13 protein-coding genes are annotated in these 16,194 nt (G+C 62.9%); 9 read left to right on the forward strand and 4 right to left on the reverse strand.

Going from position 1 to position 16,194, the window contains the following annotated elements:
• The first annotated feature begins 16 nt into the window (after positions 1–16).
• The 6 genes from E4Z66_RS01295 to E4Z66_RS01320 all read left to right on the forward strand — a co-directional run bounded on the left by E4Z66_RS01295 (position 17) and on the right by E4Z66_RS01320 (position 5,646).
• On the forward strand, positions 17–346 hold the full coding sequence (locus tag E4Z66_RS01295) for a sarcosine oxidase subunit delta (protein WP_136461132.1): 330 nt from the start codon (positions 17–19) through the stop codon (positions 344–346).
• Positions 343–3,366 (forward strand): sarcosine oxidase subunit alpha family protein, encoded by a 3,024-nt coding sequence (locus E4Z66_RS01300; RefSeq protein ID WP_136461133.1) that lies wholly within the window; start codon positions 343–345, stop codon positions 3,364–3,366. The genes E4Z66_RS01295 and E4Z66_RS01300 overlap by 4 nt, the downstream gene beginning before the upstream one ends.
• Positions 3,359–3,928: a sarcosine oxidase subunit gamma gene (locus E4Z66_RS01305; RefSeq protein ID WP_136461134.1), complete on the forward strand. Its 570-nt coding sequence runs from the start codon at positions 3,359–3,361 to the stop codon at positions 3,926–3,928. The genes E4Z66_RS01300 and E4Z66_RS01305 overlap by 8 nt, the downstream gene beginning before the upstream one ends.
• A 66-nt stretch (positions 3,929–3,994) precedes the next feature.
• Positions 3,995–4,426, forward strand: coding sequence for a hypothetical protein (locus E4Z66_RS01310; protein ID WP_136461135.1), 432 nt, complete (start codon positions 3,995–3,997; stop codon positions 4,424–4,426).
• Positions 4,392–4,928, forward strand: coding sequence for a hypothetical protein (locus tag E4Z66_RS01315; protein ID WP_136461136.1), 537 nt, complete (start codon positions 4,392–4,394; stop codon positions 4,926–4,928). The genes E4Z66_RS01310 and E4Z66_RS01315 overlap by 35 nt, the downstream gene beginning before the upstream one ends.
• 118 nt (positions 4,929–5,046) lie before the next feature.
• Complete coding sequence (locus E4Z66_RS01320) at positions 5,047–5,646, forward strand: superoxide dismutase (RefSeq protein ID WP_136461137.1); 600 nt, start codon at positions 5,047–5,049, stop codon at positions 5,644–5,646.
• Positions 5,647–5,712: 66 nt separating this feature from the next.
• On the opposite strand, the gene E4Z66_RS01325 is transcribed toward E4Z66_RS01320, so the two are convergent.
• Positions 5,713–6,267, reverse strand: coding sequence for an LOG family protein (locus E4Z66_RS01325; protein ID WP_136461138.1), 555 nt, complete (start codon positions 6,265–6,267; stop codon positions 5,713–5,715).
• Between the two features lie 105 nt (positions 6,268–6,372).
• Here E4Z66_RS01325 and E4Z66_RS01330 point away from each other — a divergent pair, with 105 nt between their 5' ends.
• From E4Z66_RS01330 to E4Z66_RS01340, 3 genes are all read left to right on the forward strand, one after another.
• Positions 6,373–7,818, forward strand: coding sequence for a LysM peptidoglycan-binding domain-containing protein (locus tag E4Z66_RS01330; protein WP_136461139.1), 1,446 nt, complete (start codon positions 6,373–6,375; stop codon positions 7,816–7,818).
• Positions 7,819–7,884: 66 nt separating this feature from the next.
• On the forward strand, positions 7,885–9,714 hold the full coding sequence (locus E4Z66_RS01335; RefSeq protein ID WP_136461140.1) for an ABCB family ABC transporter ATP-binding protein/permease: 1,830 nt from the start codon (positions 7,885–7,887) through the stop codon (positions 9,712–9,714).
• A gap of 123 nt (positions 9,715–9,837) precedes the next feature.
• A complete protein-coding gene (locus tag E4Z66_RS01340) occupies positions 9,838–10,359 on the forward strand; it encodes a CBS domain-containing protein (protein ID WP_136461141.1) in 522 nt (173 codons plus the stop codon).
• 95 nt (positions 10,360–10,454) lie between these two features.
• Here E4Z66_RS01340 and E4Z66_RS01345 read toward each other — a convergent pair whose 3' ends face one another.
• The 3 genes from E4Z66_RS01345 to E4Z66_RS01355 all read right to left on the reverse strand — a co-directional run bounded on the left by E4Z66_RS01345 (position 10,455) and on the right by E4Z66_RS01355 (position 16,073).
• A complete protein-coding gene (locus tag E4Z66_RS01345) occupies positions 10,455–10,904 on the reverse strand; it encodes a DUF302 domain-containing protein (RefSeq protein WP_136461142.1) in 450 nt (149 codons plus the stop codon).
• Between the two features lie 112 nt (positions 10,905–11,016).
• Complete coding sequence (locus E4Z66_RS01350; RefSeq protein WP_136461143.1) at positions 11,017–14,802, reverse strand: efflux RND transporter permease subunit; 3,786 nt, start codon at positions 14,800–14,802, stop codon at positions 11,017–11,019.
• Positions 14,799–16,073, reverse strand: coding sequence for an efflux RND transporter periplasmic adaptor subunit (locus tag E4Z66_RS01355; protein WP_136461144.1), 1,275 nt, complete (start codon positions 16,071–16,073; stop codon positions 14,799–14,801). The genes E4Z66_RS01350 and E4Z66_RS01355 overlap by 4 nt, the downstream gene beginning before the upstream one ends.
• Positions 16,074–16,194: the final 121 nt, after the last annotated feature.

A 16,194-nucleotide genomic window follows, 5' to 3' on the forward strand; every position in this document is an offset into this window, starting at 1 on the left:
TACGCGGAGCCGCACCATGCTGATCCTGCACTGTCCATATTGCGGCGTCGATGCCGATGAAACCGAACTGCACGCAGGCGGGGAGGCGCATGTAAAGCGCTACGGCCCCGGATCGAGCGATGCGGAGTTCGAAAGCTATCTGTTCGTGCGCGAGAACCCCAAGGGCGTGCATTTCGAACGCTGGCGCCATGCCAATGGCTGCGGCAAGTGGTTCCATGCGGCGCGCTGCACCTCGACGCTTGAGGTATTCGGCACCTACAGCGCCCAAACCACCGAACCGCCGCAAGAGATCAAGGACAAGATCAGCGCCAAACGGCCTGGCTGGAGCTGGAGGGAATTCGCATGAGCACGCGTCTGGCCAAGGGGGGGCGGTTTCTCGACAAGGGCAAGCCGGTCACGTTCACGTTCAACGGCAAACGTCTCAAGGGCTATGAGGGCGACACGCTGGCCTCTGCGCTGCTGGCCAATGGGCAGGTCATGGTGGGCCGCTCGTTCAAGTACCACCGCCCGCGCGGCATCGTCGCCAGCGGCGCGGAAGAGCCGAACGCATTGATGAACCACGGCGCGGGTGGCACGTTCGAGCCGAACCAGCGCGCCACCACCACAGAGCTTTATGACGGGCTTCAGGCCGGGTCGCAGAACCACTGGCCCAATCTCGAATTCGATGTGGGCGCGATCAATGCGGGCTTCAGCCGGTTCCTGACGGCGGGCTTCTATTACAAGATGTTCATTCATCCGCGCCCGCTTTGGAAACATGTGTACGAACCCTTCATCCGCCAATCCGCCGGTCTGGGCAAAGCGCCCAAGGAGCAGGACGCCGACACCTATGAGCATTTCAACGTCAATGTAGACGTGCTGGTGATCGGTGGCGGCATCGCCGGGTTGCAAGCCGCGCTGGCGGCCGGGAAATCGGGTGCCAAGGTGCTTGTGATCGAACAGACGGCCCATTGGGGCGGTCGCGCTATGGTTGACGAGCCTTTGGCGGAGGGCCGCATAGGTGGTGCGCCTGTGGACAAGTTCGTGGAGGAAACCCGCGCCGCGCTTGAGAAAATGCCCAATGTGTCCATGCGGTTGCGCCTGATGGGCGCGGGCGTTTACGACCACGGCTATGTGCTGGGCTATGAGCGGCTGACCGATCACGCGCCCACCGCCGCTGGCCCGCGTCACCGCTTGTGGCGTATTCGTGCCAAGCGGATCGTCACCGCCACCGGCGCGATTGAACGGCCGCTGTCTTTTGCCGGAAACGATGTGCCGGGTGTGATGCTTGCCTCTGCCGTGCGCGACTACGTCGTGAATTTCGGGGTATCCGTCGGGGATCGCGTTGTTGTCGTCACGAATAACGACAGCGCGTATCTCACTGCAATTGCTATGAAAAAGGCCGGTCTTGAAGTGCCCTGCATCTTGGATGCGCGGCCCGAAGGGGGCGGTGCGCTGATGCAGGCGGCGCAGGATCTAGGCATTCCGGTCGAGACCGGCAAAGCCATCGCAAAGGTCAAGGGCACGCGCCGCGTGACCGGCGTTGCCATCTGTGTGCAGGCGGGCGAAGGCGCTGTCCTGAAAGAGATCGCCTGCGACGCGGTTGCCATGTCCGGCGGCTGGTCACCGGTCGTTCACCTCTGGTCCCATTGCGGCGGCAAGCTGACCTGGGACACCGGGCACGCGCATTTCCGCCCGGATGTGGACAATCCGCCGCGGGATGACGCAGGGGAAGCTTTCGTGATCCCCGTCGGCACCGCGAATGGGGCCATGCATATCGCCCTTGCGCTGGAAGATGCAGAGATGTCGGGCCGCGCGGCTGCCAAGGCCGCGGGTCACAAGCCCAAGCCGGTCGCGACCCCCGATGTGACCAGCCCGCAAGAGGCGGCGATGGAGCCGGTCTGGCTGATGCCGCAGGGCGCGCCCTATGAGCTGCGCATGAAGGCATGGCTGGATTTCCAGAACGACGTAAAGGTTTCCGACGTGCAACTGGCGGCGCAGGAAGGTTTCGAAAGCGTCGAACACGCCAAACGCTACACCACGCTGGGCATGGCGACGGATCAAGGGAAACTCAGCAATATCAATGGTCTTGCGATCCTTTCTGATGCGTTGGGTCAGCCGATCCCGCAGACCGGCACCACCACCTTCCGTCCGCCTTATACGCCGATCTCCATGGGGGCGATTGCGGGTGAAGCGCGCGGTGCGGTCTTTCAGCCGATCCGCCGGACGCCGATGCAGGCATGGCACGACGCGCATGGCGCGGATTGGGAACCCGTCGGCCATTGGCGGCGGCCCTACGCCTATCCGCGCAGCAGCGAAAGCGTGCATGACGCGGTAATGCGCGAGGTAAAGAACACGCGGCAAGCGCTTGGTTTGCTTGATGCTTCGACGTTGGGCAAGATCATCGTCAAAGGCCCCGACGCGGGCCGGTTCCTCGACATGATGTATACCAACATGATGTCCACGCTGAAGGTCGGCAAATGCCGATATGGCCTGATGTGTTCGGAAAACGGCTTCTTGACCGATGACGGGGTCGTGGCGCGGATCGATGAGGACACGTGGCTGTGCCACACCACGTCGGGCGGCGCTGACAGCGTGCATGGCCATATGGAAGAGTGGCTCCAGACCGAATGGTGGGACTGGAAGGTGTATACCGCCAATGTGACCGAACAATACGCGCAGATCGCGGTGGTCGGCCCGAATGCACGCAAGGTGCTGGAAAAGCTGGGCGGTATGGATGTCTCGAAAGAGGCGCTTGGCTTCATGGAATGGAAGGAAGGCGAGATCGCCGGCATCCCGGCGCGGGCCTTTCGCATCAGTTTCTCGGGCGAGCTGAGCTATGAGATCGCGGTCCCGGCAAGTCAGGGGCTGGCTTTCTGGGAAGCTCTGATGGAGGCGGGCGCAGAGTTCGGCGCAATGCCTTACGGCACCGAGGCGCTGCACATCATGCGGGCCGAAAAGGGGTTCATCATGATCGGCGATGAAACCGACGGAACGGTGATTCCGCAGGATCTGGGCCTGCATTGGGCGCTGTCCAAGAAGAAGGACGACTATCTTGGCAAGCGGGCGCAGGAACGCTCGCATATGGCCGATCCGACCCGCTGGAAGCTGGTGGGGCTTGAAACCGTCGATGGCGCGGTTCTGCCCGACGGGGCCTATGCCGTGGCCGAGGGCACCAATGCCAATGGCCAGCGCAATGTGCAGGGGCGGGTCACATCGACCTATCATTCGCCGACGCTGGATCGCGGCATCGCCATGGGGCTGGTGCTGCATGGGCCGGACCGGATGGGCGAGGTGATCGAGTTCCCCGGCGTCGATGGCAAGACCTACAAGGCGAAGATCGTGGACCCGGTCTTCTATGACAAGGACGGGGAGAAGCAGAATGTCTGAACCGGTAAGCGCACTTGGCGGCGTGACTTGGGCCGATGGCATAGCGCAGATCGCGGAAATCGGGCCGCAGGGCATGATCACGCTCCGCGGCGATTTCGATGATCCCGAATTCCGGGTGGCCGTGAAGAACGCGGTAGGGCTGGACATGCCGGGGCAACGCGCCGTGCAGATGTCGGGTGAGAACACGCTGTGCTGGATGTCCCCGGACGAATTGCTGGTGCTGTGCCCCTATGGCGATGTCGCGGCGATGCTGGCTGCGCTGACCTCAGCGCTGGCAGGGCATCATGCGCTGGCGGTGAATGTGTCGGATGCGCGCGCCGTGTTCCGCGTCACCGGCCCCTATGCGCGCGAAATCATGGCCAAGCTGACCCCGGCCGATCTGGCACCGGACGCTTTCAAGACAGGCATGTTCCGCCGCACGCGCATGGCGCAGGTGCCCGCAGCCTTTTTCCTGCGCGAGACGGACAGCTTCGAAATCGTGTGCTTCCGGTCGGTCGCGCAATATATGTTCGATCTGCTCAAGACAGCCGCCCAGCCGGGCAGCGAAGTCGGCTATTTCTGACCTCTTCCGTCGAACGTCGGGGCGGGGTATAGACGGGTCCGCATTCGAAGGAGGAGTTGCAGTCACATGCGTCGGATCGTAACGGTATTGGCCACCATGGCGGCCTTGATGGCCACGCCGGACAGCGTCCGCGCCCAAGAGGCAATCGTGCTGGGCTGCGTGACCTCCAACCCGGCCTCCAAGGATTGGGTGCCGAAAGGCGTTCTGATTCAGATCGACCCCTTCGCCCAACGCGCGGCCGTGATCGACGATTTCACGCTTCAGGTCTTTGACGGCCCCGCATTTGCCGATGTGACGCGCCCGTCCAAGGACCGCATCCAACTGGACTGGAAGCTGATTGGCATTCGCGACCGCACCGACAAGGTGCAAAATGTCCGCTTCAAGATGTCGATCAACCTCAAGCGCGGAACCTTCACCTATAACGGCGTCGGTGAAAGCTATTTCATACTGCCCGGCTCTGCCAATGGCACATGCGCGGCCAAGAAGGCCGATAGCTGACATCCGCAGCCCGCGCCGAAATCGCGTTAATATTCAGCTATTCTGCAATTACTTAGCCGGAGGCCTCACGCGTATTCTCAGTCTTGTTCTGGCCTTATCGCTTGGTGCTGCGGGCGCGGCGACCGCGCAGCAGAAGGGCACCTTTTACGAGTGCGCGATCACCAAACGCCAGAAAAACGTGGATTGGGTGCCACCGCTGATCGGTCTGGTATATCAGCCTGATGGGCAGGTGCTGGTGATCGACGCCGTCATTTTGCATTTCAACGAGGCACCGGTTCAGGCCAAGGTCACGAAACGGGGCGCGCAAGATGTGCTGCGCTGGTCCGTAACAGGGATCGACAGCGCCAGGTCCCGTTTCCGTTTCCAATATGGCGCGCGCTTCAGCCCGAAGACCGGGACCATTTCGGTGACGGCGCGCCCGGTCGGCCCACCACAAAGCTGGAAGGGCAGCGGCACCTGCAAGGTCCGGACCGATGTGCCCAGGCAGTTCCGCCGTCCTTGACAGCACCAGACGGGCAGGGCTGCGAGAACCCTGTGCACAATCGCAGCCTTGACCTTGCAGCCACAAGACCAATCTGTCACCAAGACGCCAATGACGACGCTGACAGGAGGGCCGCAAAATGGCTTTTGAACTTCCCGATCTTCCCTACGCACATGATGCGCTGGCTGGCAAAGGCATGTCTGCCGAAACGCTGGAATACCACCACGATCTGCACCACAAGGCCTATGTCGACAACGGCAACAAGCTGATTGCCGGCACCGAATGGGAGAGCAAGTCTCTCGAAGAGATCATCACCGGCACCTATGACAAGGGCGCGGTGGCTCAAAGCGGGATCTTCAACAACATCTCGCAGCTTTGGAACCACAACCAGTTCTGGGAGATGATGGGCCCGGGCGATAGCGCGATGCCGGGTGAGCTTGAAAAGGCGCTGACCGAAAGCTTTGGCTCCGTCGACAAGTTCAAGGAAGAATTCTCCGCTGCGGGCGCAGGCCAGTTCGGCTCCGGCTGGTGCTGGCTGGTCAAGAATGTCGATGGGTCCCTGGCCGTGACCAAGACCGAAAACGGTGTCAACCCGCTGTGCTTCGGCCAGACCGCGCTGCTGGGCTGCGATGTGTGGGAACATTCCTACTACATCGACTTCCGCAACAAGCGCCCGGCCTATCTGTCGAACTTCCTCGACAACCTGGTGAACTGGGAAAACGTCGCCTCCCGCATGTAATCGGGACGCGAATGATGTATCGAACGGGGCGGGCTTTCCGCCCCGTTTTCGTTTGCGCCTGCGCTTTTACGCGGCGGCGGTGCCTTCCAGCAATGCAATGGCTGTCTCGACCGTGTCGACGGTTGTGATGAACTCCAGCAGGCTGGGATCGGCAAAGCCCTCTTCGACCACATGTTGCAGCAAACGATTGAGCGGGGCCCAATACCCATCGGTGTTCAGCAGCACGATGGGCTTGTCATGCAGGCCAAGCTGCCGCCATGTGAGAACCTCGAAAAACTCGTCCAGCGATCCGGCACCGCCCGGCAGAACCACGACCGCGTCGCAATTCATGAACATGACTTTCTTGCGCTCGTGCATCGTCTCGGTCACGACATAGGTGGTCAGGTCGCTTTTGCCGACTTCGCGCCGCACAAGATGGTCTGGAATGACACCGAATGTCTCGCCCCCCGCCACCTGCGCCGCCCGCGCCACGGTGCCCATCAGCCCCACATCGCCCGCGCCATAGACCAGACGCCAACCATGCCCCGCGAGCGCGGTGCCAAGTGTTTCTGCGGCCACCGAATAGTTCGGATTTCTACCGGGGCGAGAGCCGCAATAGACGCAAACGGAAAAAGGGGACATGGGACGGCCTTTCGCATGGGGAAAATGGTCAACTCTTTTGACCGTTGATAACTTGGCTGATATGTAGGCTCAACTGGGCAAACGGCATCGAAGGGGACATGGCTCATGCCGGCGGAGGGCGCGCGAAACTGGCCGATCTGGATCGGTGCCATTGTGTTGCTTGGCGGGATCGGGGCCGCCGGAACATGGTATGCCACGCGGCCCACCGAATTGGCGACAACAGCGGCGCTGCCGCTGAGTACGTCGCAAGACCCGGCACGCGGTGAGGCGACGGGGGGCGAGGCCACCCCAGCGGTCGCAGAGCCGACGGAACCCACCACCGATACCACGACCGAACCCACCACCGCACCGGCCGCGCCGCGCCTTGATGAAATCCGGCTGGAGGATGACGGGCTTGCGGTCATCGCCGGGCGGGCCAGTCCCAACGCCGCGATTATCCTGCGTGCCGACGGGCAAGAGATCGCCCGGGCCACCGCCGATGACGCGGGCGCTTTCGCGACCATCGCGATGTTGGAACCAAGCGCCGCTCCGCGCGTTCTGACGCTGGCGGAACTCGCTGCCGACGGGGCAGAGACGCCATCGCCGGACGAGTTGATCCTGGCCCCTGTCACGGCTGCCGCCCAACCTGTATCCGAACCCGCATCGGGTGCAGCCCCAGACGCAACACCCGACACAGCACCGGCCATCGCATCCGCCGCGCCGGAACTGGGCGGCGCGGTTGAGGAGAGCGAGGCGCCCGAGGCGCCGCGCGCGGGTGCAGACCCTGATGCAGCACAGGACGCGCCCCGCGCTGTCGCGGCTTTGGCCCCAGCGCAGGAGGTGCCCGCAGATCAGGCGTTGGCAGGCTCTGTGACGACCACCGCCGATCAGCCGGTCGGCACCCCTGATGCCCAAAACGACGATCCCACGCCAGAGCCGCAGGCCGCACCGGCGGCGACATCCTCCGCCGACACCGCCACCGAAACCGCCTCAGACCCGGTCCCAGCCTCAGTCCCGAATGCCGCCCCGCAACGGGTCGCGATACTGAAATCGAATGAGGACGGGGTAGAGGTGCTGCGCGGCGCCAATTCCGCGCCCGCGATCCCCGATCAGGTGGCGCTGGATACGATCGGCTATTCCAGCCAGGGCGCGGTCGAACTGACGGGGCGGGCGCAGACCGGGGCGCAGGCTGTGCGCGTCTATATCGACAATCGCGCTGTGGCGGCGCTGGATGTCGATGAAAGCGGCGCGTGGCGCGGTGAACTGCCCAGCATCGATTCCGGGGTCTACACGCTGCGCATCGACGAGGTGAATGCGACAGGCGAGGTCACCAGCCGCGTCGAAACCCCCTTCAAGCGCGAAGACCCCACCCGCCTTGCCGAGGCCACGCCCGCAGGCGATGCCACCGTCAAAGCGGTCACCGTGCAAAAGGGCGACACGCTCTGGGCGATTGCGCGCGACCGGTATGGCGAGGGGCTGCTGTATGTGCGCGTCTTCGAGACAAACCGCACCGCCATTCGCGACCCCGACCTGATCTATCCCGGACAGGTCTTTTCGCTGCCCGAAGAATAAACCGCCCTTGCGCTGGCAATCGGGGGCGTCCGGTCCTAGTTACCGGGGATAGCAACAGGAAAATCGATGCGCTCTTTATCGCGAACCGCCCCTCCGGCACCGCAGCCTACGGGCGACACCACTGACCGTGCCTCTGGTATGCGGACTATCCGCAAGGTCGGCCCCTATCTGTGGCCGCAGGACATGCCATGGGTAAAGCGCCGCGTGGTCTGGGCCTTGCTGATGCTATTCATCGCCAAGCTGATCACGGTCGTCACGCCGATGTTCTACAAACAGGCGGTCGATACGCTCAGTGGCGAGGGGGTCTCTCCGCTGCTTCTGGGGGCCGTGGGGCTGACTGTCGCCTATGGCATGGCGCGGTTTCTGACCATCGGGTTCCAGCAATTGCGCGATGCGATCTTCGCCCGCGTGGGTCAACGCGCGCTGCGGATGCTGGCGCTGGAAACCTTCGAGCATATTCACCGCCTGTCCATGCGCTATCACATCACGCGCAAGACCGGCGGGCTGAGCCGCATCATCGAACGCGGCGTCAAGGGTGTCGATTTCCTGCTGCGGTTCCTGCTGTTCTCTATCGGCCCGCTGGTGCTGGAGCTGCTGATGATCGCGGTGGTGCTGCTGTTCCTCTTCGACTGGACCTATGTGGCCGTGGTCGTGGGCACCGTGGTGCTGTACACCGTCTTCACCTTCAAAGTGACCGAATGGCGGGTGAAGCTGCGCCGCCAGATGAACGATCAGGATACCGACGCCAATCAAAAGGCGATCGACAGCCTGCTGAACTTTGAAACTGTCAAATATTTCAATGCCGAAGCGCGCGAAGCTCAACGCTATGACAGCGCGATGGAAGGCTATGAGACCGCCGCGCTCAAGACCGCGTACAGCCTTGCGTTTCTCAATGCCGGGCAATCCTTCCTGATCACCGGCGGGCTGGTGATCGTGATGGTCATGGCCGCGCTGGAAGTGCAGGCCGGTACGCTGACCGTCGGCGATTTCGTGATGATCAACGCCTATATGATTCAGATCACCATGCCGCTGAATTTCCTGGGGTCGGTCTACCGCGAAATTCGTCAGGCGCTGGTCGATATGGGCGAGATGTTCGACCTTCTGGAACAACCGGCAGAGGTCAAGGACGCCCCGGATGCGCGCCCGCTGGAGGTGTCGGGGGGGCGTGTCGAACTGGACGATGTGCGCTTCGGCTATGATCCGGACCGGCAGATCCTCAAGGGCGTTTCCATCACGGCAGAGCCGGGCCAGACCGTCGCGATTGTCGGCTCGACCGGGTCGGGGAAATCGACCATCGGACGCTTGCTGTTCCGGTTCTATGATGTGCAGGGCGGGGCCTTGCGCATCGATGGGCAGGACGTACGCAACGTCACGCAAAACAGCCTGCACGCGGCGATAGGCGTGGTGCCGCAGGATACGGTGCTGTTCAACGATACCATCCGTTACAACATCGCCTATGGCCGCGATGGCGCCACGCAGGACGACATCATCGCCGCCGCGCGCGCCGCGCAAATCCACGACTTCATCGAAGCGCTACCCGATGGCTATGACACCACCGTGGGCGAACGCGGCCTGAAACTGTCGGGCGGTGAAAAGCAGCGCGTGGGCATTGCGCGGACATTGCTCAAGAACCCGCCGATCCTGCTGCTGGACGAGGCGACCTCGGCGCTCGACACCGATACCGAGCAAGAGATCAAGGGCGCGCTGCGCATGGCGGGCGAAGGGCGCACGGTGCTGACCATCGCGCACCGCCTGTCCACCGTGGCAGAGGCGGACCAGATTGTCGTTCTGGAAAAGGGCGAAGTGATCGAACGGGGCAGCCATGACGATCTGCTGGCCAAGGACGGGCGTTACGCGATGCTGTGGCAATTGCAGCAGGCGGATGAAACGGCCTGACACGGGCGCGGAAATGCCCCCTCTTTCCCGCGTCTGTGCAGGTTTTGACTGACAGACCCCGCTTTGTTGCTATCATGACTTGCATATGCAGGCATCAGCGCAGGAAAGAGGAGGTCCGACACAATGCCAACATCCTATCAGGCTCCGATGGCGGGGGATAAAGAGAAACCGTCGAGTGTCAGCCAGTCGCTTGAAACCAATGCGAAAACCGAAACGGCGCGGGTCAGCAACCTGCTTGACACCAAGGGCCGCGCCCTGATCACGATCACGGCGGGAGAGACGATCTCGAACGCGGTGAAGATCCTGCGGGACGAGAAAATCGGTGCGCTGGTGGTGCTGGATTCCCATGGCGCGCTTGAGGGCATCCTGTCCGAGCGCGATATCGTGCGGAAACTGGCCGAGACGCCCGGTCAGACCCTGCCGCAAACCGTGGCCGAGAACATGACCCGCGACGTAAAGACCTGTGGGCCGGACGATACACTCGTGTCGGTTTTGCGCCGCATGTCCGAAGGACGGTTCCGCCACATGCCGGTGATGGAACGCGGCGCGGTCGTTGCGATGATTACGACCGGCGATGTGGTGAACTATCGGCTGACCGAACTCGAACACGAAGCTTTGCAACTCAAACAGTTGATCGTCGGCTAAACCGGCACATTCGCCCGCGGGTCGCGGTTGCAATGATGGCCCGCACAATGGCGCGGCGCGCTGCCCCAAGGCTGGCGCGCCGTCGCAGTCTGGCGTTATTCCGCAGCGATCGCCGCGCCGGTCAGCTTATCCAGCGCCCCGGTCATCATTTGCAGCGGTTTGGCATCTGCGGGAATGTCATATGCGGCGGCCAGTGATGCGGGGGCGTGGTAGATCACCTCGACACCGGACTCGCCCTGCGCCACCAGCACCCGCAGCGGCAGGTCCAACCCGGCGGTGATATCGGCCTGCATCGCGGGAGTGCCCAGCTTGGGATTGCCGAAGATCAGCACCTGCGCATCGGCAAGTTCCATCCCGACTTTTTCAGCGCCGCCCGCGTGATCGATACGGGCAAAGACGGTTGCGCCCGCTTTTGTGACCGCAGCTTCCAGCTTGTCCATGGTTTCTGCCACGGAATGCGGGCTGGACTTGCGGATCAGGTCATCGGCAAGCGCGGGCAGGGCGGCAAGGCCAAGTGTGGCCGTTGTGATCAGGGTACGAAGCATGGGAAGCGTCCTTGGTTGCAATGTTGATCCGACCCTAGCACCGGCCATGGGGGCAGCGCCTCACAATGGCGTGTCCGCGTCGCCCGATTGGCGAAAAGACGCCCGCCGCCTGTTATTCGGCGGCGCGCAATTCGTCCGTCGAAACGGTGGAAAGATCGGTCATGTCGTCCCAGATGATCTCATTGTCGCGCAGGCGCCGCGCTTCGCGCCCCAGCGCCCAGTCACGCGCGGCCCGGCTGGCCCGGCCCATGGACAGGCGCGCCAGCAAGGTCGCGAACCATTGCGCGTAAGTGGCGGCCCAGACCCGCAGGGCAAGCAGCGACGGGGTGACGACAAGGGTCAGCACCGTTGCGATCCCAAGGCCAAAGACCACGGCGGTCGCAAGCTGCTTCCACCACAGGGCGGTGGGCGAATCCACGGAATAGCCGCCCGCACCGAAATCGAGGCTGAGGCCGAACATCATCGGCGCAAGCCCCGCCATCGTGGTGATCGTGGTCAGCAGAACCGGCCGGATACGGTCCTGCGCGGTGCGGGTAATCGCCTCGATCCGGGGCATGAAGCGCGCGTAATCCTGATAGGTGTCGATCAGCACGATATTGTTGTTCACGACGATCCCGGCCAGCGCCACGATCCCGGTCCCCGTCATGATGATGGAGAAGGTCTGATCCATGATGATCATCCCCCACAGCACACCGGTCGTGGACAGGATCACCGCCAGCAGGACAAGGACAGAATTGTAGAACGAGTTGAACTGCGCCAGCAGGATGATGAACATCAGACCCAACGCCGCGCTGAATGCGCTTTGCAGGAAGGCGGCCGATTCCGCTTGTTCCTCCTGGTCGCCGGTCCATTCCCACGTCACACCTGCGGGCAGCGGCGCGCTTTCCAGCCATTCCGTCAAGGTGGCGATACGCTCATTCGCATTCACGGGCACCATCCGCAGATCGCCCGCATCGATACCGTCCTGCAAGGCTGCGCCATCACGGCCCCCGCCCAGCAGGGCGTATCCGGTGCCATCCGCGCCGGTGATCGCCGGGTCCGCATCCGTGACGCGCACCGTCGCCACGGTCTGTTCATCGGCATCGACCAGCTTTTGCAGCCCGGTCATCACGTCCGCTTTGACATCGAAGAAGCGCTTCTGATCGACGCGGTTGATCTCGGCCAATGACGGGACGGGCGTGCGCGTGATGAAGTTCGACAGGGGCACCAGCCCATCCATCGTGCGCACCTTGAGCGAGTCGAGCGTGGAGAGGATGCGATCCTCTTCCGGCAGGCGCACGCGGATCTCGATCTCTTCGTCGGAACTGTCCACCCGCATCGTGTCCAGCAGAATGCCGCGCGTTACAAGTTGGACCATGCCGCCCACCGTGGCCACATCCGCGCCATAGCGCCCGGCCTTTTCCACATCGACGTCGATCTGCCAGTCAATGCCGGGCAGGGGGCGCGTGTCTTCGATCAGCGTCAGGCCGGGGGTGGCGTCAAAGGCGGCGCGCGCCATACCCACGGCGGGGAGCAATGCATCCCAGCTATCGCCCTTCATCCGCAGATGCACCGGCTTGCCCGATGCAGGACCGCGGGACAGCGACAGGATTTCGATCCGGACGCCGGGCATCTGGTTCAACTGCTCGGTCAGTTCCTCCATCACCAGATCGCCGTCCAGTTCGGGTTGGTCCTTGCGGTCCTCCCACGGGACGGTTTCCAGCTGGATCTGACCGATCGTATCCTTGGGCGCCTGACTGCCGCCGGTGTTGGAGTTCAGCCCGCCCTCGCCAGCGAAGGCAAAGGCGTTGTCGATGCCGGGATGGGCCAGAACGATATCCTCGGCCCGTTTGACCAGCGCGTCTTTCTCCTCAAGGCTGAGATTGCCGCGCGCCAGCACATAGACGATGGCTTGCTCGGTCTCGGATTCGACGAAGAACTCGGTGCCGCGCGAATTGTTCATGAAATAGAACAGTGTCGCCCCGACAAAGGTGAAGACCACGCCCATCACGACCAGTGGCATGACCGGATTGCCGGCGATGCCGTGAATGGCCCGCCCGAACAGGCTGCGGCTATAGCCGGAGCGTATCCGCTCGCCGCGTTTGGGAAAGAGGTGGCGATAGAGCATCCGCGCCCCCACCGAGATGCGCGTGAAGATCGCCACGACGCCAAGCAGGATTACCACCACCCCGGCCACGCCCGCGGCACTGGCCACGACCAGCGCAACCGCCAGCAAGAACACTTTGGCAAAGGTCGGCACGACGCTGCCAAAGATATTTTGCGTGTCGATGCCGCCCATCAGACCGGCGGCCATACCGCCAAGAAAGCTTACCGCTGCGATGGCCAGCACGATCCCCAGAACGGCCAGCACGAAGATCGCCAGATGCAGATACCAGCGCAGCCCCGCGATCACGTGGGTCTGTTGCGAAATCCAACGCTCAAGCCGCCCTGTGACGCCGCCCATAACCGGCAGATAGACCAGCGCAACGACAAGCGAGGCCGAGAGCACGAAGATCAGCGTCACGGGCAACATGCCCATGAACTCCCCCGGCACACCGGGCCAGAACAGCATGGGCAGGAAGGCACACAGCGTCGTCGCGGTGGAACTCACCACCGGCCAGAACATCCGCTTGGCGGCTTCGACATAGGCGTGCATCGGGCCGACGCCCTCCGCCTGGCGTTTGTCGGCATATTCCACGACCACGATCGCGCCATCGACCAGCATCCCCACCGCAAGGATCAGGCCGAACATGACGATGTTGGAAATGGACACGCCCATCAGCGCCAGAAGGGCAAAGCACAGCAGGAAGGATGTCGGGATCGCAAAGCCGACCAGCAGCGAGGCGCGCGGCCCCAGCGCCGCGAGAGAGACCAGCATGACCAGCGCGATGGCGGTCAGGACCGACCCTTCAAGCTGCTTGACCATGGAATTGACCTGACGGCTCTGATCGTTCGATGTGCCGATCTCCACCGCTGCTTTCAGCCCCTCGGGCCAGCTTTCACTGGCGGCGGCGACGCGCTCTTTCACCAGCGCGACCGTGTCGATCAGGTTGAAACCCTTGCGCTTGACCACCTGCAAGGCCACGGTCTTGGTGCCGTTGAACCGGGCGGTGCCTGCGCGATCCTCGAAGGTCAGATTGATCTGCGCCAGATCGCCCAGCGTCACAACGCGGTCGCCATTGGTCTTGACCGGCAGATCGTACACATCGCGCGGCTCATCGAAGCTGGAGGGGATCTTGACCGCAAAGGTGCCTTGCGCGGTTTCAACCTCGCCCGCCGCGATCAACTGGTTGTTGTTCTGCACGACGGAAATCAGCTCACCCGCCGTCACGTTATAGGCTTCGAGCCGCAGGGGATCGATGATCACTTCCAGCATCTCGTCGCGATTGCCCGTCAGCGCGGCTTCCAGCACCGCGTCCAGGCTTTCGAGATCGTCCTGCAAATCCTTGGCGATCCGGTTCATCGTGCGTTCCGGCACCGGGCCGGTCAGGTTCACGATCAGGATCGGAAATTCGGAGAAGTTGATCTCGTTGATCGAATATTGCTCTGCGCCTTCGGGGAAATCGGCCTCTGCGCTGTTCATGGCGTCACGCACATCGGCCATGATCGCGGTCTTGTCCCAACCGAATTCAAATTCGAGGATGATCCCCGCATAGCCTTCGGCGGCGGTGCCGGTCATGGAATCGAGCCCGTCCAGATCGGCGAGTTCCGTTTCCATCGGTTTGACCAGCAGCTTTTCGCTATCGGCGGCGGAAATGCCGGGGAAGGGGACCGAGATGAACAGCATCGGGATTTCGATATCCGGCTCGCCCTCCTTGGGCAGGCCGACATAGGCAAAGGTTCCGACCGCAAGCGACAGGCCAATGAAGGCGAGGATCATCCGCGCCCGTTCAGCGGCCCAGTCGATCAACCCGGTCATGTCTTGGCCTTCTCATAGCTGGGCGCGACCCTGACACCTTCGGTGACGTATTCCTGCCCGACGATGATGACATCGGCCTGCGGCGGCAGGCCCGTCAGCCAGACGCCCTGGGTCGTGTCCCGCAGGATCGTGACCGGGGCAAAGGCGACGATGTTGCCCGCGCTCAGCACCCGCAGGCCAAGCGTGCCCTCGTCATTCAGCGTCAGCGCCGAGGCCGGAAGCAGATGCGCCTCTTGCCCGGCGGTGGAGATGAGGATTTCTGCCGTTTGCCCGTCGCGAATGTCCAGTTCCGCATTGTCGGCTTCGATCTCGACGCGGAAGGTGCGGGTGGTTTCATCGGCGCTGCGCGACAGGAAGGTAACGACGCCGCTGACCTGCTGACCATCTGTCAACCGCGCGCTCGCCTGCGCACCAAGTTTGATCCGGCTCACATCGGTTTCTGGCACGAAAGCCACCAGTTTGATCGGGTCAAGCTGAATGACCGTCGCGCACAGCCCGCCGGTTTGCAGTAGCGTGCCAAGCTCCGCCCCGTCGCTTTCCAGAAGGCCCGCGAAAGGGGCAACCAGCGTCAGGCGTTCGATCTCTTTCTCGGCGGCGGCAACGCTTGCTTGGGCGCTTTCCACGCCAGCGCGAGCCGAATCGACCCCGGCCTGCGCGGTCTTCAGCCCGGATCGGGCCGCTTCCACGCCAGCGCGAGCAGCGGCCAGTGCGGCGCGGGTGTTTTTCACACGTGTATCAGAGGCATAGCCGCCAGAGCTCAACTGAACTGCGACATTGTCATTGGTCAAAGCCTCTTCCAGCCGCGCCTCTGCTTCGGCCAGCCGCGCCTGGGCCTCGGGACCGCGCGCTTCGGCTTCGGTCACACGCGACTTGGCTTCAGACAGCCGCGCGCGCGCCTCTGCGACAATGGCGGGACGCGTGCCCGGATCGAGTTCGCACAAGATCTGGCCTTCTTCGACGAACGCGCCCTTGCGCAGCGGTGTCGACACCACGGTCGCCGAGGTTTCCGAGCGCACATCGACCTGCCGCAAGGCTTCGGTCTCGCCGCGCAGAACCACGGCGGTATCAATCACTTGCGCGGTGCTGTGAACCGCGATCACCTTGATCAGCTCGGCGTCGTCCGGGGCCGTATCGACGGCGCTGGTTTGCGCGGCGTCTTCGGCGGGCGCGGTATCAATGCCGATCCGCGCATAGAGCCACTCCCGCTCCATGATCCACAAATAGAGGAGTCCGCCGACCAGGATCGACAAGAGAACCGGGAAAACACGCATCAATTCGGACCTCTCCTTGTCAGCCGCGTTGGCATCAGCCGCGCCAGCCATACAGGATGATTAGTTGAATATAGGGCAGGAATGCTCCAATCGAACGCGCGCAAGTTATGGTTTTTTCCAA

It is taken from the genome of Aliishimia ponticola (assembly GCF_004803475.1).
Taxonomy (GTDB): Bacteria; Pseudomonadota; Alphaproteobacteria; order Rhodobacterales; family Rhodobacteraceae; genus Aliishimia; species Aliishimia ponticola.